We start from the raw sequence: 22,723 nt of genomic DNA, 5'->3' as shown, positions 1-22,723 counted from the left end.
GGTAGTTTTTTTGAGTTGTATGAGCAGTACAGCAAAAAATACTTTACTTTTAATTAAAAAAAACATGACGCTGCTTTCCTTTCAGGACTCCCCATTTACTGTAAAACTGAGTTTCGATAAATACATCGGGACCATAGCAACATCTACTCAGGAAAACCACAGGGAATTGTTAAAAGAAGTGGCTCAATATCCGGAACTCCGGACAGGTATGACAGAGCTATCTGTAATCGAGGAACACCAGGAGCTGATCTCCCGTTTACTGGCTGATTTTTTTCCAAGAGGGTTATCCCTGAATGAAATTAAAGCAGTCAGCATCCCTTATACAGAAACTATTTTTAATCATACTGATCGCTTCAAGGCTATTTTGAAAGCAGCGGGCGATTCATTCCAGATCAATATCAGAGGTTTTGACGAGCATCAGTTCTATGTGCTGAGCTGCTGCCTTATTCTCAATCAATATTATGGGACCAAACTGGATTTTGGGAAGCCTTTATTCTACGATATTCCCATGCAGAATGGTGTTGCCAAGCACTACAGAATCATGTACAATGCGGATTATCTGGAAGTGGAACCAACGGAAAACGTAGTTAAACTGAGCCAGGAAGAAATTGATTTATTGATCAACAGCTATGATGACCTGGAATTATGGAGAGAAAAATTTCCATCCGGAAGTTGGATTCTTAAAGGATTTGCGCTAATGACATTGTTTGATGCCACCATTGAAAATGCGGTTTCAATATTTAAAGAGAAATTGTTAAAACTCAAAGCCAATGATTTCCAAACAAGTATTGAATCTATTTTTCAATCGATCTACAGAATCCCCGACTTACAGGTTGGGATTACACTTTACCATCCTGCGGAACATAAATTTGGAATTACCACCATTGGGGAGCCTGTAAAAAGTTTCATTTTACCTGACCGTCAGCAAAGGGTTGATCAGGATGTACTTTGCCCGAATTCTTACCGTAGAATAGTGGAGCAGAAAGCAAGTGTGGTCATTTCTGACAGCCTTAAATTCCAGGAATCCGAGCCGGATAATATCCTGGCCAACCGGTTTTTAGCACAGGGTATTAAGAGTTTTATATTGATGCCCATCGTTAAAAATGAAACTCTTTTAGGGGTGTTAGAAGTAGTTTCTCCCCGTTCAAAAGATTTTAACAGCATCAATGTAAACAAGTTAGAAGAGGTGGTCCCATTTCTGACCGATACCATCGAGCGACTGATCTCTGAACTTCAAAATCAGGTCCAGGTGGTCATTCAGGAGAAGTTCACTACGATTCATCCCAGTGTTTACTGGAAATTTCATGCGGAGGCCCAAAGGTTAATTTACGACCGGCAACTGGGTTTCGATGCAACAGTAAGAGAGATCATTTTTCCTGAAGTTTATCCGTTATATGGTCAGGTAGATATTAAAGGTTCTTCGGAGGCACGTAACCATAGCATTCAACAGGATTTCAGAACCCAGCTAAACGGAATAACGTTTATTCTGGATCAAATGACTGCCCCCCTTTCTTTTGAGAATAGTCAAAAAGAAAAAAGATCAATTGAAGCTTTTCTTAAAGAACTGTCTTTTCCGCTTCAGGCAAGTACAGAGCAACATATCAGCACTTATATCGAAACCATTATCCATCCCCTTTTTCGGGAGGCGAGGACTCCTGCCCTGCTACCACTGATCCAACATTATTTCTTATCGACTAACGAAGAAACAGGAGATTTCCATACCAGCAGAAGGCGATATGAGAACACCATTTCTCAGATTAATGAAGAAATGGCGAAAATCCTTGACCATAGCCAGATCAGGGCGCAGCAAATATTTCCTCATTATTATGAACGTTTTAAAACAGATGGTATAGAACATAACTTATATATTGGTTCTTCCATATCACCAGGCCTGAACTTTGATTTTGAAAAGCTCCATGAACTCCGCCTATGGCAGCTCAGAACACTGATGCAAATGGAAATTGCCCACAATCGTCTAAAAGCAGGCCTGCCTTATCCTTTAGATGTCACCACACTCCTGCTCAGCTACCATTCGGCCATTACCATACGTTTTAGAATGGATGAAAAAAGATTTGACGTTGACGGCAGCTACAATGCCAGATTCGAAATCGCGAAAAAAAGAATTGATAAAGCCAATATCAAAAATACAACTGAAAGGATCACAGCAAGTGGAAAAGTCACCATTGTTTACTCCAATGACTCAGAAGAACAGGAATACCTCCGACATATCCATACCTTAAGCGCAGAAGGTTTGTTAACAGCTGAAACCGAGCATTTAGAGGTAGAGGATCTGGTAGGGCTTTCCGGTCTGAAAGCCTTTAGGGTTAAAATTATACATTCAGCATCATAAATTATAATTTTAATACCTTTAGGACATGAAACCTATGACCACAAAAGCTTTACTCCTGGATATTGGCGGCGTATTATTAACCAATGGCTGGGATAGTGCTTCCAGAAGACTTGCAGCAGAACATTTTGCGATTGATTTTGCAGATATGAACGACCGTCACCGAATCATTTTTGATGCTTATGAATCGGGGAAAATGACTTTGGATGAGTATCTGAATCTGCTTGTATTTTGTCAGGAGCGAGATTTTAGCATGCAGGAATTTAAGGACTTCATGTTTGGTCAATCACAAGCCTATCCGGAAACCATTGCCCTCATCAAACAGCTTAAGCAGCAATATGGCTTACAGGTGATTGCCGTGAATAATGAAGGCAGAGAGTTAAACGAATATCGGGTGAGCAAGTTTGAGTTGAAAAGCTTTTTTGATATCTTTTCTTCTTCCTGCTTCGTCCACACCCGTAAGCCCGATAAAGACTTTTATACGATCGCCCTTGACCTTGCGCAGGTAAAAGCAGATGAAGTTATTTACCTGGACGACAGGCTGGTTTTTATTCAGGCAGCGCAACAGCTGGGCATTACCGGGATTCATCACACGACAACAGAAAATACGCGTCTGGCTTTCGCAGAATACGGATTAAAGGTTTAGTCTGCATTAATGTTTCAGGTATTTACAGGGAACATTTTGGGGCTCATAGTCAATATCGTAGGCTTTTTTCAGTAATCTGATAACGATCTCTGATTGAATCCGTTCATTTCTGTGCATTTGGGGCAATAAGCCCATCATGGCATAGCTGATTGGGTTGACTGCGGGAATCAGTGTTTCCCAATCATAGCCTTTCCCCCAGATCAGTCCGGGAAGGGTTATTTTAAGGTCAGCTCCCCGGGAAATCAGGTAATCCATCATCTCTGCTGATTGATGACCATTTTGATTTACCGTATGAAAAATGGGTGTTTGTCCGCCAAAACCATTTTCATCAATCCCCGCTTTTACATTGATATCCATTCCGAATTTTAGCAGGACTTCTGCGGCTGCACAATGGTTAAATTCAGCGGAAATGTGCAATAAAGAGGCTTCATATAAAGGAGTATAGGCACAGCGAAGACTGTATTTTTTAAAGGTTAGTCCCGGATCTTTTTTAAGCTCCTGTTCAAGAGCGGCTGCATCATCCAGCAGTACTGCTAAGAGTGTCTTGTCTTCAAACTGAAGCCCATGATCTACAAATACCTTCACGATGGATTTAAATGCAGGACTTCTGGTGTATTCACTGGTCAATTCATAGATCAAAGGTTCATCGGTGAAAGATGAATTGGGGTCAAGTCCATTGGTAAAACTTGCGCGGATTCCTGCTACATCATGGACTTCTAGGAGGCCGGCAAATTCCTGTAAATCTTTCATTGCAATTCCTTTAAAAACCACAGTTAAGTATTGTCATTTACCTGTTTAATTTACGATAATTTCCCCGGAATTGCATTTTTAATTTTGAGGTTATCTATAAGGGAATTACATTTGGTAAATATTTACGTAAATACTTACCTATATGAAACAAAACATCATCAATGAACTGGGCGCTTTAGCCATTGGAAGCCGAATGCGTAGGCTTCACGATGCTTTATCCAGAGATGCATCAAAAATATATGAGGAGTATGAATTACAATTCGACATCAAATACTTCCCTATTTTTTATCTGATCAGCAGAAGAAAACAGATTGGAATTATGGACATTGCAGAAGAATTAAGCCTTACCCACCCTGCCATTATTCACCTGGCAAAAGAATTGGAAAAGAAAGGATATATTGAATCCATCACTGCTCCTGAGGACCAACGGAAACGGATGCTTCGTTTATCCGCAAAAGGAAAAAAAAGCCTTCCTTCTTTTGAAAAGGTCTGGGAAAAACTTGGCCAGCTGAATCAGCAACTTTTTGAACAACAACACCAGCTGCTTCAAACACTCGATGCCATTGAGCAAACCTTAGATGAAAAATCATATTACAGAAGATTTCATGATACTTTAAAATAATGAATACAGATACAAACGAAAATCAGGTGCAAGATCAGGTGAGTCTGCTTGACCGCCCCATCTGGAATGCCTTAAACAGTAAACATGCCAGTTTTGCGCTTGGCAACGAATACGCAAAAAGATACCCCTCCCAAATCCTGCCTTTTATAGGTTTTGACCTTGATTCAGAACAACCTTTAGAACAACTGAAAGCCTGGATGAAACCCAATGAAATTGTGTATGCGATTGGTGACCTTCCAAAGATCCCTGATTCCTGGCAATTGTTAAATCAGCTGGATTGTGTTCAGATGTTTTGTCCGGAGTTGAGCGTTTCTACATTGGATGAGTCGATAGAGATCCTTACTTTAAAAGAAGAAGATCGTGCAGAAATGTTTGAGCTCATTACCAGTGTACAGCCTGGATATTTTGCGAAAGACACCCCTCTTCTTGGGCATTATAACGGCATCCGTGTGAATGGAAAACTCATCTCTATGTCGGGCGAAAGGCTTGGCCTGGATTCCTTCACGGAATTGAGTGCGGTATGTACCCATCCTGATTTTACCGGTAAAGGTTTGGCCTATCAATTGGTTTTAAAAACCTGTCTTGATATGTTTGAACGTGGGACTAAACCATTTTTGCATGTGTTGAACAGCAATACCAGAGCCATCAATTTATATGAAAGACTGGGATTTGTAAAAAGAAAAGACATCGCTTTTAATCAGCTTAAATCCTTGTAAACCTATAGTCCGGAATGTTTATCTTGAAACCGGAATGTTTATCTTGAAAAAAATGAAACGGATTACTTTCCGTTTCATTTTCATGACCGGCTCGGTGTTACCCGGCAGTTTGGTGGTTATCCTGCTCTTTCTTTGGCGCCAGGAATGAACCGTCAACAATAAACAATTTCACTCCGTTTTCGGAAATGGAACGATGGGAACTCCGTTCATCTGAAACCTGATAGGACATTCCTTTTGTTAATTTATGCTGGGTTCCATCAGAAAGCTCGCTGATCATTTCTCCATCGATACAATAGATGATGTGTCCTTTTGTACACCAATGATCCGCTTTATAGTCTTTTGAATATTCCACTACCCTGATCCGTAAATCTCCATAGCTGATCGTTTTCCAATAAGCGGTTCCGGTTTCGCCCTGATGTTCGGTGGCTGGTATATTTTCCCAATCTGTGTTTTGAAAAGGGATATTTCCTGAGTTCATCGTATTTATGGTGTTAGGGTAATGTGATAGGTAATGACATCTTTTACAGCAAGAAATCCCAGCTTTACATAAACGTACTCCCCCGCTTGTGAGGCATGTAAAACACAAAGTTTTTTTCCATCATTAATGCATTCCTGAAGCAGGTGTAAAGTGATTTTTTTAGCCAGTCCTTTTCCCCTTGACTCGGGTAGCGTTCCGATCATATGTAAACCCGCATGACCTTGCTCATCATAGAAAATCAATCCACACGCCGCAGGCTGGTTTTCATGGTAAGCAATAAAAAGTCTGACTTTGTCCTCCTTGTTGATCAATGCACCTATCATTTCCGGACCTACCTTGTAATTAAAGGACTGTGCAGCAATGAAAGCAAATAAATGTGCCATCTCCTGATCCCGCACTTCTTCAAAGTGAACAGCTGCCACACTTTCCTCATTGAAACTTGTGGTTGACAGATCGATCATCATTCCCAATTGTTTCACACGGGGGGTAAAACCCGCAGCAGACAAAGGTTTCTCGTAGCGCTTCGCAAGGGTTTCGGTAAGGGTCAGCATATTCGGCAGGTCGCCGGCCTGGATATGATTGGCTAATTTCTCAAATACGGAGGTATCAGGATGCTGCTCCATTCCGAGGTCGAATATTCTTTTAGGCCAGTCTGTGCCCTTAACCAGGATTGCCTTAAAATCGGGGGAGGTTAAAAGGGTGTTGGATTGATGGCCAACGAAGTTCCAAAACTCAAATAGGTTATTGACAACAATCCGCTCTGCCGGATCCATATTTTCTTCTGTGCTCATAAAACGTTAGTATCTATTCTTGAATTATTTTACAATATACCAATCCATCCACTTTTTAATCCATCCTACTCGCTCTTTAATAAATTTAGGGCCGAAGAAGAAATTGGACCAGTCTTCAAAATGATCATAATGAAATTTGAAGTAGAAGATCCACCAGGCAAATCCGAAATAAGGAATGGCGTTGATTTCTGCCTCTGATAAGGGCCTGATCTTACGATAACTGGTGATGAACACCTGAAATGCACGGTCTGCCTCTTCCTGAGTCATTCTATTGAAAAGCACCTGCAGGAAATAATGTGCATAAAAGGAAGCCAGGTCATTTACGAAATGTCCTTTCCCGGCAAAATCAAAATCGAAAAAAGTTAGTGTTCCATCTTCCTGAAAATGAAAATTCTTGGGTAAGAAATCGTAATGACAATATCCGTAGCCAAATGAAGAAAGGTCCATTTGTTCTATTTTTTTAGAAACTATATTTACTGCTTTCCGGAGGTAAGCATATTCTTCATCTAATCCTATAAACGCCGGCTTAATCGTCTCCATAGGTATGGTCAGCATGGAATTAAGGTTAAACTCTCCTCTGGGGTAACTCAGTTCCAGATTTGCGGTAATCTGATGTATTTTTGCCATTTCGGTACCAACGAGTGCCAATTGCTCCTCATTCATATCCGCAACGACCTCACCGTAAGCATAAGAAAATAAAACGCCGTATCGGATCCCTTCTGCCGCATTAAAAGACTGGATTTCGTTCCCCTCCAGATCTTTAAGTGGATGAGCAACTTTCGCACTGCCTTCCTGCAAAATATTGAGCAGTTCCAGTTCTCCCTTGATTTCGTCTAATTTTCGGTGTGCATCCCTATAGATTTTAAATATATATCTGGAAGTCTGGTTCTCCAGCATATAGGTATCGCTTACATTGTGGATGAGCAAGCGACAGCTCATTTCATGGAATCCGTATTTTTGTTCAATTACATTTTTCAGGGCCTGGGCGGAGAGCAAAGAGTATTGCGTCGGAAAGATATTCATACACCGCAAGATACAAATTCCATAAAATATTTAACTGTAGCTGCAAAAGAATAATCCCGTTTAAACATCACTTAAAAGCAGTGTTTAAACGGGATTACCCAATCAGATAAAATCGGATTTAGGCGTTCTTTATTTCTTCTTTGACCTCTATTGCCGGTGGAATTAACTCGTAAATGATCGGAGTGACAATTCTGGACAATAAAGTCGAGCTGATCAATCCTCCGATGAGCACAATGGCCAGTGGTGCAATTAAAGGATTGGTGGATATCGCAATTGGGATTAGTCCTCCGATAGCCGTCAGCGAGGTTAAAACAATAGGTAAAAACCTGACCTCACCTGCTTCCCGGATTGCTTCCTGCAAACTCTTTCCCTGTTGCCTCAACTGATTCGTGAAATCAACCAGTAAAATGGTATTCTTTACTTCAATTCCCGCCAGTGCAATTAAACCGATGATCGCTACAAAGGAGAGCGAATTACCTGTAATCCATAGTGCTACCGCCGCACCCACCACTCCCAAAGGAATAACAGATAACACGATTAATGTGCTTTTAAAGGTTTTAAACAATAGGATCAGCACTGCAATAAACAGGAATACCGTGACCAATATGATGCTCATAAAGCCGCCAAATGAATTGTTTCTGGACTCCACTTCCCCTCCCATTTCATAGCTATACCCGGGAGGAAGTTTGAGTTTATTCATTTTTAGCACCACCTCATCAATCACCCTGTTCACCAGAAAACCTTCCTGTACATGTGCCTGTACCGACACTACTCTTTTCTTTTCCTGATGGTTAATCACGGCTGGTGAGGCTTCCAGTTTCAGCTCCGCGATCTGGTTTACCGGAACTGCATTTCCCTGTGCGTTGTTTACATACAGATTTCGGAACGCATCCATGCCCGGTCGTCCTTCCTTCGTTCTGGTGAGCAGCACACCATAACCGTTCTTATTATCATTGTTATAAAATGTTCCCATGCTCAGTCCAGTAACCGCCAGTCTGGCCGTTTGATCGATATTTAAAGTAGAGACACCCAATAACTGCGCTTTTTCTTTATTCATCACGACACGGATGTCACTTTTGAGCAGACTTACCGGATTATTGATGTACATACTACCCGGCACTTCATGCAAGAGCTTTTCTACTCTGATCGACAAGGCACGTAAGCTATCCAGGTTATCTCCAAAAAGCCTGACTTCTACCGGAGCAATTACTGGGGGCCCCTGCTGAAAGTTTTTCACCTCTATCTTCGCACCCGGATAATGTGCCCAGTGTTGCTGTAGCTTCTGAATCAGTCTGAGTTTTTGATCTGGCGAAGTTTCCTCATCCAGCTGTACAAATAACTGCGCAAAATCGCTCCTGTCGTTCTCCGGAATCTCATTATAATAAATGCGTGGATTTCCTTTTCCTACATTGGATGAAAAATACCTGACTTCCGGTTGTTTTTTCAATTCTTTCTCAATAGCACGGGTAATGCTATCCGTATAAGAAAGATTGGATTGATTTGGCGTAGTGATGTTGAGCAGGAACTGTGGTTTCTCTGAGGCAGGGAACAAGCTAAAACCGATCACTTTAAACAGCAATATCGATCCTGCGAACAATGCTACAGCGATTACAATGGTAAAAACAGGTTTTTTAAGTGCTTTATCTAGTAACAAGGCATAACTTCCATGGATGAGTTTTTTCAAACCACGCATTAGAAAATTTCCTTCGGGATTTCCCACATGGTTTTGCAGCAGGCGGCTTGATAAGAAAGGGATAATGGTTAAAGAAACCAGCATGGAAGCCATCACGCAAAAGATGACCGCAAGAGGTAAGGACCGGATAAAGTCGCCGGAACCTTCCGGTAAAAATACCAATGGCATAAAGGCAATGATCAGCGTAATGGTACAACCGACTACGGCCAGTCCGATTTGTTTGGTTGCTTTTAAAGTAGCTTCCATCCTGCTATGCCCCTCGAGCATCCAGCGTTCGATATTCTCTACCACCACAATACTATCATCGACCAGCAAACCCAGGGCTACAACCAGTCCGACGATACTCAATTGATTCAGGTTAAAACCAAAAAGCTGGAGCAGGACTATTCCTATAGCCAGAGAAAGCGGAATGGAGATCATCACAATCACTGCCGGGCGGATCCCAAGTGGCAATAAGGTAACGGCAACCAGCAAAATAGCAATGATAAAATCATGTCCAAGTCCGGAAAGCCGTCTGTTTACATTATTTGCCTGATCAAAGTTTTGCACCAGGTCTATATTAGCAGGTAAGGTCTTTTTGAAGGCTTCCAGTACCGGCAGATAGACACCTTGTGTTTTGCTGATGTTCTCTCCCTCTTTCTGAGCGGCAGTCACAAATAAACAGCGGTGACCATTTAAACGGGTGATGTGTTTTTCTTCTTCATAACCATAATATACCTTCGCTATATTTTTCAAAATAATGTTTTTTCCTCCTGCAGCATATACTACGGTGTTCTGAACAGCTTCTAACGTCCTGTATTCGTTGGTTACAATATTGAAGGTCTGATGGGCGGCATCAATACTTCCTCCCGGGATACTGGCCATTTCACTATGCAGACTATTAGTGATTGCGCTGAGTGGCAGATTCATTTGTGCCATTTTTTCCAGGTTCAGCTCTATCCGTACCTGTTGTCTGGGCAAACCAAAGATGGATACTTTTTTAAGTGCAGCGACCTTTTCCAGTTCATCCTGAAGTTTTTCCCCATAATATTGCATCAGGTTACGGGCTGCATTTTCCGAAACCAGGGCCACTTGTAACACATTGACATCTGATGGCTGTTGTTTTTGAACTTCTATGCTATAGATATCTGCGGGCAGTTCCGGTCTTTTGCTGTTGACCTCTCTTACAATTTCCTGGTATTTCGCTTCTACATTGCTGCTATATTTATATTCTACTCTTAGTACAGCCACTCCATTGGAGATATTGGTCCGGATTCTTTTGATATCATCCAACCCGGAAATCGTCTTTTCCAATGGGGTAACCACACGGTCTTCAATATCCCTTGGACTTGTTCCGGGATATACAATGATGACTGAGAAAAATGGCGCATGCATCTCCGGATCTTCTGAGCGGGGCATATTGAACATAGTGGTGATTCCCAATACAATGATCATGAGAAAGATCACCAGGGTAAACTGGCTGTTCTTTACTGCGTAATCTGATATTTTCATTTTTTCTCCTTTAATGGTGAATGGATAGTGATTGCACTTTGGTCTGTCAGGTAGGCAGATCCGGAAACGATTAAACCTTTCGCTTCCTGTAAACCATCGATAATGGTAACCGTATGGTCTTCGATTCCGGCAATGGTTACTTTCACTTTCTTCGCTATCTTATCATCATTGGTAATAAATACATAGCCCGTATTGCCATCTCCATCCAGCAATGCTTCATAAGGTATTTTCCAAATCCCTTTATGTTCCGCATTTCTGGAAGGATTGATCGTCGCTTTTCCAAACATTCCGGAAGCAATGGATTGTGTTTTTTTACCGGTTAGGGTAATATGAGCCGTGAAGGTACCAGTAGCCGCGTCTACCCCTTCGGATTTACGGCTCAACACTCCTTCCAGAAACTGTCCTGGTAAGGCCGCTGTTTCTATTCTTGCCGGATCGTTCAGTTTCAACAATGCCCATTCCTGATCACTGATCCCTACTTTCAGTAACCATTTTCCGGATTGCGCACCATTGGTTTGCAATACCGCTGTTCCCGGTGCCACCTGTTGTCCTGCATCCGCCAGTTTTTTAAGGATATAACCATCCTGAGGGGCATGGATCTCTGAATATTTTCTGTTAAAAGCAACGAGGTTTAATTGTTGTTCTGCCAGTTGAAGTGCGGTTTTGCTGTTCTGCAATTGCTCCAGTGTAGCTACACTATCCGTGTACAGGTTTTTGGTACGCTGGTAATCACGCTTTGCTTTTTCCCGGTTTAACTGGGCTTGTTGCACCTGTGCATTGATTTCGGTCAGGTTTAAAGTAGCCAAAAGCTGACCTCTCTTTACCGGATCACCTTCTTTGACAAGTAGACTATTGATGATTCCACCGGTTTTGAAGGATAATACGACTTCATCATCGGTTGTAAATTCGCCCGATACGGTAACGGGCGCGTTGTGGTGTTCCTGGTTAAGTGCGATGACCTGAACGGGAATGGTGTCTTTAGCGGTTGATTTCTGATCAACCTGTTTTGAGCTATTGCAAGCGTAAAAAAGTGGTGTACACAGCAATATCGCTACATAATGAATGGCTTTCATGTCTATGAATTTTAGTGAGGGTTATGAATTGGATAAGTGGCCTGGTCGCGTTCCAGTTCGGCAAGGGTGATTTGCAGGTCTGCCTGAGTATCGGCCATTCGCAGGCGGGCATTCGTCAACTGGTCCTGCGCATCTATCAGTTCCAGGTATAGCAACTGACCAGCATGGTAGGCTTTAAGCTGATCTTTATAATATTTTGACGCCAATGTCAGTCCTGAAATTGCGCTTACACAGGCCGCTTTAGCTGAATTGTAATTGTTATAGGATTGAAGCAGCTGTAGGCGGAGTGACTGCTCTGCTTCATCCAGTCTGGCCTGAGTGACCTTAAGTCCTGATTGCGCCTGTGCTGCACGGAATTTGTTCTTCCCACCCGTAAAGATATCCCATTGCAGGTTTACACCCCATAGGTAATACCTAGTTTTATCGTTGACCTTGAAATCCATTCCCTGTGACCCCAGGTCGAGAAAAGTATTCAGTTTGGGAATGATGCTTGAACGTTGCAATTTATAATCCAGGGTATTTACTTCCTTCAATGCCTGTAATTGTTTCAACTCCTCACGGCCGGCAATGCCAGTTAGCGTATCCGGTTCTGCCATCACTGCAGGCATAGGCGCAGTAATGATGGAATCTTTTAGCGAACGGTTGAGTAAAAAGTTAAAGTAAGCTTTTGCATTTCCTACATTGCGCTGCGCATTGATTAATGCAGCATTTGTTTTCTGTTGTTCCGTTTGCGCACGAAGCAGAGCAGTTCCATTTCTAACCCCGTTTTTCAGGAGGCTGGTATTTACCCTGATGTTCTCGGCGATGAGTAATAAGGCGCTTTGATAGGCTTCCACTCCCTGCAAAGCCTGATAATAATGATAATAAGCTGTTTTAATGTCTTTTACCAGGGCTCTTTTATATACATTCAATGCGGCTTGCTGACTGCTGATGAGTTGTTGTTTAATCAATTTATTGTAACGGATCTCTGCATTGATCAAAGAAAGAGAAGTTCTCAATTTTACATCATAAAAATTATCAGGGTTTAGCAGGAAAGATTGGTTGGGAAGCTGAGGATATTTATTGGAAGCTGTTAATTCATTTAATGCTGCGTAAACCGGATTAACCAGATCTCCAACCGGAACATCGATTGTACGACCTCCATCCGCTTTTGTATAGCTACCCAACATGCTTATTGTTGGCATATACAAGGCTTTTGCTTCTTTCAAAGCAAACATTGACTTTTCCAGGTCGAATTGTTGCTGCTTTAATCCCTGATTTTGCGCAAAGGCAAAAGAGATGTATTCATCCAGCTGTGGGTTTTGCCCCAGCGCTACCTGAGGTCTCCATAACGCCAACACACAGAAAACGAAGGCGAAAAATGGCTTAATAAATGATGTGTACATAGTGAACAGTGTTTAGTAATGGTGCAAAAAATTTTGTCTTATTGATCAGGTTTAATTAATTGTAAATGATGTATACATAGTGAACAGTGTTTAGTGCATAGGTAAAAAAAAGCCTAGACTCTAATGGAGTCCAGGTATTCGTCTACTGCTTTAAATAATACAGGTTTAACATCTCCTTCATCGGGAAGCATTACTTTTAAACGGCAGCGAAGGTTCAGCGAAACCAGCCCATGCATCATAGACCAAACCTGTAGCGCTGCCTGCATTGGATCTTTGAAAATCAAAAGTTTTTTCTCTATACATTCTTCCAGACACCTAAGCAGGTAAAAAAAGGTCTCCGCACCGTTGTCCTTGTGTAGCTCCTCATCCACGTTCATAGGCGCCCGGATGATGAACATCAGGTCGTACAATTCCGGATTTTCCAATCCGAATGCCACGTATATTTTTCCGAGTTGTTCCAGCCTTTTTACAGGATCTGTACTTATTGCATCTGTTCTGAATGCTTCCAGCAATTTAAGAAAAGCCTGTCCCTGCACCTCATAAAGCAACTCATCTTTGTCTTTATAATAGAGATAAATGGTTCCAGGACTATATTCTATGGAATCAGCGATGTTACGGATAGAAGTTTTCGCATAACCATCTTCCAGGAACATTTTCATGGCCGCAGTAGTGATCATCTTCTTCATCTCCCCTTTTTCGCGTTCTTTTCTTTCTGATATTCCCATAGCTAAATACTAACACTGCAAATATACTGAATGGTGTTCAGTAAATCCAAATAATTCCTTCAAATAAAAATATGATGTTAAATCTGAGAGACTACTGACAGATTGCGGTCCCTTCTGCAATACAAAAATCAGCAAAGCGGACTTCCTCGTTTCTCAACCGTACTGAATTGTTTAGACTACGATATATTCCCCATTTTGGACGGCAAAATGAAGCACCTGTACGCCATAAATACATATCTGGATTGCTATAAGCAAGTAATTCGGTACCGTCACTTATTTTTTTAACTGATATATCATATTTGCCGTTGCTTCCAAAGGTTATTTTCTCGATCACCTCCACCCAGTTTCCCCGGAATAAAGAAAGGTTGGCCAGCTTCACTTTGGTAGTGGTTCCAGAGGAGTTGACATGAATAAGTTCAATTTTATCGCTATTATTTGCTCCGTAACGGGCAGAAAGGGTAATCAATGGGATGGAATCATCACCGTCTACAGCTTTAATCTGATGAAGGTGAGTAAAACTGGACGAGGCCTGAAAACCGGCATCTAATTTAAATTTCCAGCGATAGGTTACTGTCTCTCCATTGGTTGCTTTAAGGTGATCCGGTGATGCATTATAGGTTTTTATTTCCGTACGTTGACGGTCGAAGCTCTGACAACGGTCATTATCCGGAGTAACATGTGCTGAAAATACAAAGACATTTGTATTTAAGTTTGTATCAAATATTTCTGTGATGTGGTCCTGAGGATGGACACAATCTGGAACTTCGCAGGCATTGCCTCCCAAAACACTATTGATCAGACTATAGGTTCCACCCGGCCCGTCGGCCTTTAAGCTTACTCCTGGGGCCAGAACTGCAGCAGCAGAATTTGATTTTTTTTCCTGTACCTCAGTTGACTTGATGGCACCTGTAATTCCCTTTTCGCATGCGCTAAAAGCCAGTCCGGCAAATAGGGTAATTAAACACTGTTTATTCATAGGATGATTTAATTTGGTTAATTTGTATAAATTTTGCAATTTTATTTTAAAACAGCAACACTTAAACGCAATTTGTTTTTCCAATTGGTTTACATCCCAGCAGAAAAAATGAATAGAAAATGAACATAGAAAAAATGATTCATTCAGACTTTTTTAGCTAATTTAAAACTATGATGAAAACGACCAATGCTTATTCATCAATTTAATAATATTATACCGGGGGGTTAATAGTGATGCCTTGCAAGTCGAGACTTGCAGGGCGTTTTTTATGCTTTGTTCTTGTGTTCAAAATCGATTGGTTTTTTATCACTAAAATTCCAGAAAGCAGATTTATTGTTGGGTTTTAAAAGTAAATACACTCCAAGCCCAATCAGCACCAATGCACTGGTAAATCTCGAGAGATCGAAGAAGGCGATATCTTTGAGGGTATAGATTCCACCAATGATTACCAGGACAACCCATCCGGATACCTTGAAATCTTTACGGTAGCCAATCATCAGACCAATTGCAAGCATTACGGTATGCCAGGACAGAATCCAATGTGGAACGTTAATTCCCAGATTATCCAGCATTAGGAGAGATCCAAGTGCGATGATGATGATACCCGCAGTGATATGACGATTAATTTTTTTGTTTTCAGTTAGCGTTTCCATATTCTTTTTTCTTCAAAACTACCGGGATTACTCATGCAGGGCAATGTCCGGGAGCTATATCACCGGATTATATCGGTAAACAGAATAAAAATACCGGTAGAAACACAAACCGGCTATCGCAGCTTTAGACCTTAATTCTTTCTACGACACGGGTATTATTGGCTGTATTCGTTCCGGTAAGCTCTACGTACTTTACATTTGGCAACCAGAAAGAACCGCCTTCAATTCTCAAAAAGATCTTATCCAGTTCAATTTTCTTATTGTTTACCGTTACGTATACATGGAATTTATGGTCTTCATTTGATTCCATGAGGTACATCGGAATCTTTTTATGAGAAACAAAACGAAGTTCGAATTGGTTTTTGGCGATTTCCTTTGCCTGAATACCATAAGCAAATTTTCGCTGAATGTAGTTCAGGTCTTTTTTCTCTCCTTTTTCACCGAAGCGAAGCCAATAAACCAGGATGGGTTCCTTTCTATTCACCTGTCCTTTATCATCCAGGTTAAGTTCACAAATAATGGTATTGGTATTTGGATCTCTCTGAAGATAAAACAACTGGTTTTTGATTCCTTTGGGAGTCGGGAATTTTAAGGGAGAAGGATCACTTCTATCAACAGTTTGAGCAATAACAGAAGAGAATGTACCCAATAACATCAACACCAGAACCAGTCTGCCGATTACTTTAACACGTTTCATAAAAATGATTTTAATACTTATGCAAAGCTAGATATTTCATGAAGCAACTTATCCAGAGGATTGTCAAAATATCAGATCCTGTCATTTTATAATCAGCTATGGAAATGACTAGACTATCATAAACTAATACATCATATAAAAACAATAATAAGCTGGTAATATGATATATAACTTTAATTTACTAATTTGTTTTAATCATTTGATTAAAACATTTATAAGAAATGTTAGTCCGTTTTCAGCATGGCATCGATCCAGAGCGGAATCCTATTTTTACGTTCCTCCATCAACGCTGCAAATCCTTCTTTACTTTCTCCTCTTATACCATTTAAAAGTGGATTCAATACAAATGGAAAAAAGATCAGACCTGCGATGTTCATCACGAAATGAACCGGCTCTACTTTTCCTTTAGTCTTGGCTTCAAGCTGTTGATAAAAATTGGATTGTAAAAAAATCTCCTTCACTTCTATATTGGCTTCCAATATGAGCGGGTTCGCCCTGATTTCGTTCAAGACAAATAAGGGAAGATCAGTATCGTTTTTCAGCAGATTGAGGTAGTGGTTGGTTAGAAAAGTTATTTTCTCAGTCAATGAACTATTTACATCATTCAAAATATCCCTCACCCCTACCAGGAGCTTTTGCAGGCTTTCGATCATTACGATATCAAACAACTTCTCTTTGCTACGGAAATAATAATTAAGCAAAGCCAGATTGATTCCTGCTTCTTCCGCAATATCTCTGGTCCTGGCGGCAGCAAATCCTTTACTGATAAAGACTTTAGCTGCGGCCACCTTAATTTTATCTTCAGTAGAGTGATCTGTTTTCTCTGTTTTCGCCATGCCTGGTTCCGCTTGATGTATGAATACAAAGATAGACGAAAAAGAAACCTCTTCACAAAAACACCCTGAAGGATTACTTCAGGGTGCTTCAGGAATTGTATGCTCATTAAACAAGCAGGTTGTTTAGAAATCAAACTTAACCCTTGCCCGGATACCCCAGCTGGATACTTCCGGATTATTCAGGTAGCTGAATCTTTTTACTGCGTCGACTCTTAACACTTTGAAGATATTTCCTACCCCAACACTACCTTCCATATAGGGATCTCTATTGAGAGAATTGGTAACTGTCAATCCATTTTCATTCCGTACAAACTGCATAGATCCCGGATTCAAGGCCGGATTATTTTCATCACGTAAGCCGCCAAACAAGACCTTAAACGAAGCAACTTCCCTTAACTTTAATTTCTTAAGCAAAGGGATCTTATTAAAGAAAAAACCGTTAAAGTTCTGATCGATATTAACACTTGCATAATGGTCACTTACAAATTCCATGAAATTCATCAGGTTGTAAGAATTAAGCTGATAAGCATAAGTCTGATTTGCCCGGTGAATTGCTAACAGAGGAAAAGGTACTTTTCCAACGATATAAGCCCCCTCTACCGTTACATCGGCATAACCCAGCTGTGAAAGATAAAAACGCTTGTCTACACTTCCCATGAAGTTATGATAGTTGTATTCACCACCCAATACGCCTTTTATCCCGGCAGTATAACGGAGATTAAATACCGGGAAACGGTCGACAATCGGTGTTCTGTATATCTTACCCTGATAGAACTTTTCATGTGGGGCATAACGCAGGCCTAAGCTGATCTCAGAAGTACTGATCTGCTGGATCCGGCCAAGGATGCCATTGTCAGGATAGTTGCTAAAGTACAGCGATCCGGCAGGCGTCTGCTGCCATTTCCTAAGGCCAAGTGTATAAGAAAAATGATTCTCAAACTCATGTACATAATCAAGCCTGTAGAAATCATTGTAAAGCATCATATTGTTCTCTCCTCTTTTGAAAGAAAGCAGGAAATTGTCTTCCTGAACAAATTGTAATTCCTGACCTGGAATTTTAGTATCCCTTTGAAAGCTGGCCCTGAGGTAATTCTGTGGGAAAGCGTAGATGGATTTATTGTTTAAAGAATAAGTCCCACTTAAGAAGTATTTCCACTTATCGTCTTTAAACCCATAAGCAGCATAAGTTTCGAAATAATATCGTTTACTCAATGATGGTGTTGTCCGTCCTCCAAGACGAAGCCGAAAACCTTCTACGCCGTTAAAACTGTAAAAAGTATTAACCGGTCCCATTTCAAATGGCCCAAAATCTTTATAACCGGCAAAGAACAGGGTAACTACATCCATCGTCCTTTTAAAGGAAGGAATGGATTGTAAAGTATCCAGGTTGCCGTAGACTTTCATATTTCCAGCACTCAGAGGTTCAGGTCGGTTATTTGCCCAGAACTGCTCTGATCTTTTATCTGCATCAGGAACAACGACCAATTGCCCTGCACCCCTGTAAGTCGTATCAGGAAGTGGGTTATTGACCTTAAAATCTTTAAAAGTTACTGTCCGCTCCCCTGTAAATCCACTGCCGCTTTTCTTGCTCAGTCCGAAATCAACAATCAGGTTGCTTTTACTCAAATGATAACGCTCGTCAGGATTTTTCTCAAAATCAAGCTTTGCTTCCAAAGCCCTTACAAAGTTCAGGTTAATGTTCTTATTGACCGTCAGATAAGCATTTTGAATGGCATAGTTACCGTCTAAGGTTACATACAGCTTTCCTTCAAACAAAAGATCAGTATTGTTTCTCGGGGTAAAAGCCAGTTCCACCAATTGAGGGTTATGATTTTTGATGGTATCCGTAATGAAGAACTTATAAAAACCAGGTGCCCCATCGGCAATAGGACTAAGCAGTTGGTTACTTACTACTGAAATATTATTATCATAGATATCAATATCCTGATACATCCGGTCAAAGTAAGTACTTAAGCCCTGATTATCGATAAAACGCTCGTCAAAATTTACCCTTTTATCTGCAATGACAACTGTTTTTGTTTTTTCCGGGCTTTTTTTGAAATAATTATTGCTGAGTTTTTCCTGCTGAAAAACCGGAAGTACATTCTTTCCTCCGATTTTGGTTGAATCCTGTTCCTGAAATAAGAACTGATAATTACGGAACATCCGCTTGTTTCTGAATTTATCTGAAAGATTGCTTAATGAGAACATCATCCGTTCATATTTCTGATATTCAACGAAGTCGTAATGCTCCATTCTGTTTTTTGTCTTATTGGCAATCACCTTTCTGATCAGCTCTACAGCAGGATTTTCTTTATTTCTGTACCTTGGTTTTTTACCGGCTGTAATCACCACTTCGTTCATCAGCATTGCCTCAGGCTGCAACTGAACGTTTACAACCTGCGCAGTACCTATTTTAATCACCTTAGTAAGCGGCTTATATCCTACGTAGCTGAACTTCAAAGCAGTATAATTACCATTGATGCTGATGCTGAACTTTCCATCGGCATCAGTTCTCCCACCAAGAGTAGTTCCTGTAATCAAATAAGAAACGTAAGGCAATGTTTCTTTAGTGCTGGCATCAGTAACCGTACCACTGACTGTTGTTTGCTGTGCCTGGGCAACGGCAGTAAAAGCCAATGTCAGGAACAAGGTCAGCATGCAGATAGATGTTTTAAGTTGTCGTCTCATAATGAACCTTATTTCTTTAGGAAATGAAACAATTCAAAAACAAGAGCGGGCCTTCTCTCTTTCAGAGAAAGGTTATGATGGGCTATGGCAATAGTGCTAACTATTACAGATAATGGATAGAATATGTACACGATTCCGGTTAACTTATTTAATACTGAATAGATTAAGTTGTAGAGCGTGCCCAAAGATAAAGCTAACATCTGACTTCCTATACACTTTTGGTCAGTATGAAGGTCAATGTTAGATGTTATGACATCTAAATGAAAATTCTAAGAAATATTGCTGTTATTTTGCGATCCAGGCTTCCGGATTAAGCTTATTCTGGCCGCGCATAATTTCAAAATGAAGTACAGGACCTTCTTCTTTTGAAGCCACCACACCTAAGCTTTGCTTGGTCTCCACTTTGTCGCCCTTTGCAACGCTCACCGTTTTCAGGTTTTGATAGATCGTAAAATACTCTCCATGCTGAATGGCGACGATATAAGTCCCGTAAAGTTCACGGACAAACAATACTTTTCCTTCAAACACGGCTTTAACTGAAGCCCCGTTTTCGGTCAGGATGTTAATTCCATCATTATTGTAGGTGGCCCTACCTTCAGTGTGGGTACCAAAGCGTTCTAAAATAGAATACTGACCTACCGGCCATGGCAAACGGCCTCTGTTATTTTCAAATCCTGCAGAAAGCTTAGCCGCTTCAGGTGAGGCGGTTAGGTAACTGCTATTGGTTTTTTCTTTTGCAACAGGAACAGGCCGGCCTTCGGCAACTGCTTTCTGGGCAGCAAGCCGCTCTTCTTCTTCCGCTTTCTTCCTCGCAATCTCGATCTCTCTTTGAATGGCATTTCTAATTGCCCTGTCGATATCCGCCTGCTTTCTTTTTCTCGCAGCAAGATCCTGTTTGAATTGTTTCTCCTGCTTACTGATTTGATTTAACATCACCGATTGTTCGGATTTGTTTTTGCTCAGTTTCACCTTTTCCTGCTCCTGTTCTGACAAGAGGTTACTTTTTTCTTTTAGGTTCTTATCCAGAACACCGATTTTATATTCTATATTTTTCTGAGTGCCCTGAAGGTAATCCGCTTGTTTTTTACGGTACTGACCAAATTGTTGAAGGTATTTAATCCGCTTGTAAGCTTGATTAAAGCCCTCAGAGGCAAACACAAACATCATCTTATCATAGGAATTCTTGTTTCGCTGCGCAAAACGAATCATGCCTGCATATTCCTTTTTTAATTGCCCCAACTGTCCTTTCAGACTACGCACTTCATTGCTGTTTTCATGAATCTGATTATCCAGGTTCTTTACTTCTGAATTGATGATCGAAATTTTATTCTGCATCAGCCTGATCTTTGCATTTACCGCACGGATCTGCCCCATTGTAAGCCTTTTACTACTGGAAGTCTCGTTCAGGTTCTTTTGCAGCAACTCGATTTCCCGCTGAATGGCTTCTTTATTCCGCTTTAACTCCGCACTCGTCTGCGCAAAGGCAAGGCTTGTAAATGAGGTCAATGTGATGACTAAGAATAGTTTCTGAAGCTTCATTATATAAAATAAGTATCTGAATAAAATCGTCCCTTTAAGGCATTAAATTGATATTGCGATTCTAAAACTATTGAAAACAGGGCTTAATTGCAAATTGTGAAGCAAATGAATCAAAAAATATTTAGACAGAGGCCTCCATATCCTTAAGATGTGCAGTGAGCTTGTCGATGTATTTTCCAAATGCAAACTTATTTGCTCTTTCTGCCAGATACATCAGCGGGATGCCCACAAGCATAAGTGTCAGGATGATATATAAATTGATGATCTTATAAATGATCCCCCGGTTATCATTTATGTTTTTTAAGAATTCTTTCTGTTGCATCATACAATCAAATTACCATTTCCCAATTAGTCAGGAAAGGCGGAGCAGGATTACAGAAAATAAAAAAAAATTTAATCGGGGAAGATCTTTGGAAAGTTACCGGAGCAGAAGTTCAGCCCCAATACCATTTTCAGCATATTCTTTAATCACTAAATTCCTTTTGAACAAAAGGTTTCTCATGTACCTTTTAAGGAACAAATGATCCGCTATTTTTCCTAAAATCCAAAATGGAGAAACATACGAAAACACATCAATCATGATCGTTCCCTGCCCATTTACGCTAAAAATATGCTCATGTTTAAAAGATTTAAATGCACCACGCTGCATCTCATCTACAAAATACTCCGGTGCATTGAATGCTGTTATCCGAGAACTCAGTTGTTGAACAAATCCAAAATGACGCGCCTGCCAGGTCACTTCTTCTCCCATCAGAATTAATCCCGAAAGTCGTCCTCCCACAGCCTTTTCCTTTGTATCCGCCGTCGAGATCTGATGCAGATCAATACTTCTTGATAAATCAAACACCAGCTGGATGTCTGCATTGATATACGTTTCCAACCGGATTTCAGGCATTCACTTTACCATAAACTTCACTGTCCAAGAATTGACCATTGTAATAGAAATCTTCCTTAAAATATGCTTCTTTAACATAGCCACACTTAAGCAGAAGAGCTGCTGAGGCCTTATTTTCAGGATCTATAATCGCATAAATAGAATGCAGGCCAAGGGTATGGAAACCAAAATCAGTAACCAATGTCAAGGCCTCTCCCGCAATCCCCTTTCCCCAAACATCAGGATCCAGCAAATATCCAATCTCGGCCCTGAAATTCGCACAATCAAAATTTTGATAGCCTATATGGCCAATCAGTAATTCCGGATTGTCTTTTAATGTGATTGCCCAACCGAGGTTTTCATGCTTCATAAATCCCTCCTGTACCTTACCTAAAAACTCATAAACATCTTCAATAGATTTCGGCATAGGTCTGGGAATGTATTTCATAACCAATTCATTACTACGCATTTTAAGCAATGCAGGGGCATCATCTAATGTTTGTTCACGCAGCAAGAGCCTTTCTGACTCCAATACCGGCGGCTTATCAAAGTGAAATTTCAACTTATCCTGCTCCATTTTATTTGATCATTTAAAGGCTCAATATAGAAGTTTTCTTTCATTTCATTATCCAGGGATTTTATTCTATACTTGTGCCATAGAATTAATAGCGTTTCTAATGCCCTGAAACGCTATCTTTGTAAAAAAAACTTCCGGGC

The 22,723-nt window shown here is 40.7% G+C and carries 21 protein-coding genes; 4 read left to right on the top strand and 17 right to left on the bottom strand.

What is annotated here, in order from left to right:
- Positions 1 to 19 precede the first annotated feature (19 nt).
- Together BFS30_RS20130 and BFS30_RS20125 are read left to right on the top strand one after the other, a co-directional pair.
- Positions 20 to 2,350, top strand: coding sequence for a GAF domain-containing protein (locus BFS30_RS20130; protein WP_237028617.1), 2,331 nt, complete (start codon positions 20 to 22; stop codon positions 2,348 to 2,350).
- 25 nt (positions 2,351 to 2,375) lie between these two features.
- Positions 2,376 to 2,993: an HAD family hydrolase gene (locus tag BFS30_RS20125; protein ID WP_208602990.1), complete on the top strand. Its 618-nt coding sequence runs from the start codon at positions 2,376 to 2,378 to the stop codon at positions 2,991 to 2,993.
- Positions 2,994 to 2,999: 6 nt separating this feature from the next.
- Here BFS30_RS20125 and BFS30_RS20120 read toward each other — a convergent pair whose 3' ends face one another.
- The gene (locus BFS30_RS20120; RefSeq protein WP_069380932.1) at positions 3,000 to 3,743 is read right to left on the bottom strand and encodes an ankyrin repeat domain-containing protein; all 744 of its coding nucleotides are present in this window, start codon (positions 3,741 to 3,743) and stop codon (positions 3,000 to 3,002) included.
- A 142-nt stretch (positions 3,744 to 3,885) separates the two neighbouring features.
- Between BFS30_RS20120 and BFS30_RS20115 the strand changes: the two genes are divergently transcribed.
- Together BFS30_RS20115 and BFS30_RS20110 are read left to right on the top strand one after the other, a co-directional pair.
- On the top strand, positions 3,886 to 4,365 hold the full coding sequence (locus BFS30_RS20115) for a MarR family winged helix-turn-helix transcriptional regulator (protein WP_069380931.1): 480 nt from the start codon (positions 3,886 to 3,888) through the stop codon (positions 4,363 to 4,365).
- Positions 4,365 to 5,081, top strand: coding sequence for a GNAT family N-acetyltransferase (locus BFS30_RS20110; RefSeq protein WP_083252133.1), 717 nt, complete (start codon positions 4,365 to 4,367; stop codon positions 5,079 to 5,081). Before BFS30_RS20115 ends, BFS30_RS20110 begins: the two co-directional genes overlap by 1 nt.
- 97 nt (positions 5,082 to 5,178) lie before the next feature.
- Here BFS30_RS20110 and BFS30_RS20105 read toward each other — a convergent pair whose 3' ends face one another.
- From BFS30_RS20105 to BFS30_RS20030, 16 genes are all read right to left on the bottom strand, one after another.
- Entirely contained in the window at positions 5,179 to 5,559 is a 381-nt protein-coding gene (locus BFS30_RS20105) for a DHCW motif cupin fold protein (RefSeq protein ID WP_069380930.1), read from the bottom strand.
- A gap of 5 nt (positions 5,560 to 5,564) precedes the next feature.
- Positions 5,565 to 6,350 carry a GNAT family N-acetyltransferase gene (locus BFS30_RS20100; protein WP_069380929.1) on the bottom strand — a complete coding sequence of 262 codons (786 nt, stop codon included), beginning with the start codon at positions 6,348 to 6,350 and terminating at the stop codon, positions 5,565 to 5,567.
- Between the two features lie 24 nt (positions 6,351 to 6,374).
- Complete coding sequence (locus BFS30_RS20095; RefSeq protein ID WP_069380928.1) at positions 6,375 to 7,373, bottom strand: phosphotransferase enzyme family protein; 999 nt, start codon at positions 7,371 to 7,373, stop codon at positions 6,375 to 6,377.
- Between the two features lie 118 nt (positions 7,374 to 7,491).
- Positions 7,492 to 10,557 carry an efflux RND transporter permease subunit gene (locus BFS30_RS20090; protein ID WP_069380927.1) on the bottom strand — a complete coding sequence of 1,022 codons (3,066 nt, stop codon included), beginning with the start codon at positions 10,555 to 10,557 and terminating at the stop codon, positions 7,492 to 7,494.
- Complete coding sequence (locus BFS30_RS20085; RefSeq protein ID WP_069380926.1) at positions 10,554 to 11,630, bottom strand: efflux RND transporter periplasmic adaptor subunit; 1,077 nt, start codon at positions 11,628 to 11,630, stop codon at positions 10,554 to 10,556. Before BFS30_RS20085 ends, BFS30_RS20090 begins: the two co-directional genes overlap by 4 nt.
- A gap of 11 nt (positions 11,631 to 11,641) precedes the next feature.
- Positions 11,642 to 13,015: a TolC family protein gene (locus tag BFS30_RS20080; RefSeq protein WP_083252132.1), complete on the bottom strand. Its 1,374-nt coding sequence runs from the start codon at positions 13,013 to 13,015 to the stop codon at positions 11,642 to 11,644.
- Between the two features lie 113 nt (positions 13,016 to 13,128).
- The gene (locus BFS30_RS20075) at positions 13,129 to 13,740 is read right to left on the bottom strand and encodes a TetR/AcrR family transcriptional regulator (protein ID WP_069380925.1); all 612 of its coding nucleotides are present in this window, start codon (positions 13,738 to 13,740) and stop codon (positions 13,129 to 13,131) included.
- A 91-nt stretch (positions 13,741 to 13,831) separates the two neighbouring features.
- Entirely contained in the window at positions 13,832 to 14,716 is an 885-nt protein-coding gene (locus tag BFS30_RS20070) for a heparin lyase I family protein (RefSeq protein ID WP_069380924.1), read from the bottom strand.
- Positions 14,717 to 14,982: 266 nt separating this feature from the next.
- Entirely contained in the window at positions 14,983 to 15,369 is a 387-nt protein-coding gene (locus BFS30_RS20065; RefSeq protein ID WP_069380923.1) for a LiaF transmembrane domain-containing protein, read from the bottom strand.
- Between the two features lie 124 nt (positions 15,370 to 15,493).
- Entirely contained in the window at positions 15,494 to 16,066 is a 573-nt protein-coding gene (locus BFS30_RS20060) for a DUF4833 domain-containing protein (RefSeq protein WP_069380922.1), read from the bottom strand.
- A gap of 224 nt (positions 16,067 to 16,290) precedes the next feature.
- Positions 16,291 to 16,902 (bottom strand): TetR/AcrR family transcriptional regulator, encoded by a 612-nt coding sequence (locus BFS30_RS20055; protein ID WP_069380921.1) that lies wholly within the window; start codon positions 16,900 to 16,902, stop codon positions 16,291 to 16,293.
- Between the two features lie 123 nt (positions 16,903 to 17,025).
- Positions 17,026 to 19,593, bottom strand: a complete 2,568-nt coding sequence (locus BFS30_RS20050) for a DUF5686 and carboxypeptidase-like regulatory domain-containing protein (protein ID WP_157262978.1) — start codon at positions 19,591 to 19,593, stop codon at positions 17,026 to 17,028.
- Positions 19,594 to 19,878: 285 nt separating this feature from the next.
- The gene (locus tag BFS30_RS20045; RefSeq protein ID WP_069380919.1) at positions 19,879 to 21,132 is read right to left on the bottom strand and encodes a murein hydrolase activator EnvC family protein; all 1,254 of its coding nucleotides are present in this window, start codon (positions 21,130 to 21,132) and stop codon (positions 19,879 to 19,881) included.
- Positions 21,133 to 21,253: 121 nt separating this feature from the next.
- Entirely contained in the window at positions 21,254 to 21,457 is a 204-nt protein-coding gene (locus BFS30_RS20040; protein ID WP_069380918.1) for a hypothetical protein, read from the bottom strand.
- A 93-nt stretch (positions 21,458 to 21,550) separates the two neighbouring features.
- Positions 21,551 to 22,027, bottom strand: coding sequence for an SRPBCC family protein (locus tag BFS30_RS20035; RefSeq protein WP_069380917.1), 477 nt, complete (start codon positions 22,025 to 22,027; stop codon positions 21,551 to 21,553).
- Positions 22,020 to 22,583, bottom strand: coding sequence for a GNAT family N-acetyltransferase (locus BFS30_RS20030; protein ID WP_069380916.1), 564 nt, complete (start codon positions 22,581 to 22,583; stop codon positions 22,020 to 22,022). The genes BFS30_RS20035 and BFS30_RS20030 overlap by 8 nt, the downstream gene beginning before the upstream one ends.
- Positions 22,584 to 22,723: the final 140 nt, after the last annotated feature.

It is taken from the genome of Pedobacter steynii (genome assembly GCF_001721645.1).
Taxonomy (GTDB): domain Bacteria; phylum Bacteroidota; class Bacteroidia; order Sphingobacteriales; family Sphingobacteriaceae; genus Pedobacter; species Pedobacter steynii_A.
This window is presented reverse-complemented; position numbering and strand designations above follow the sequence as displayed.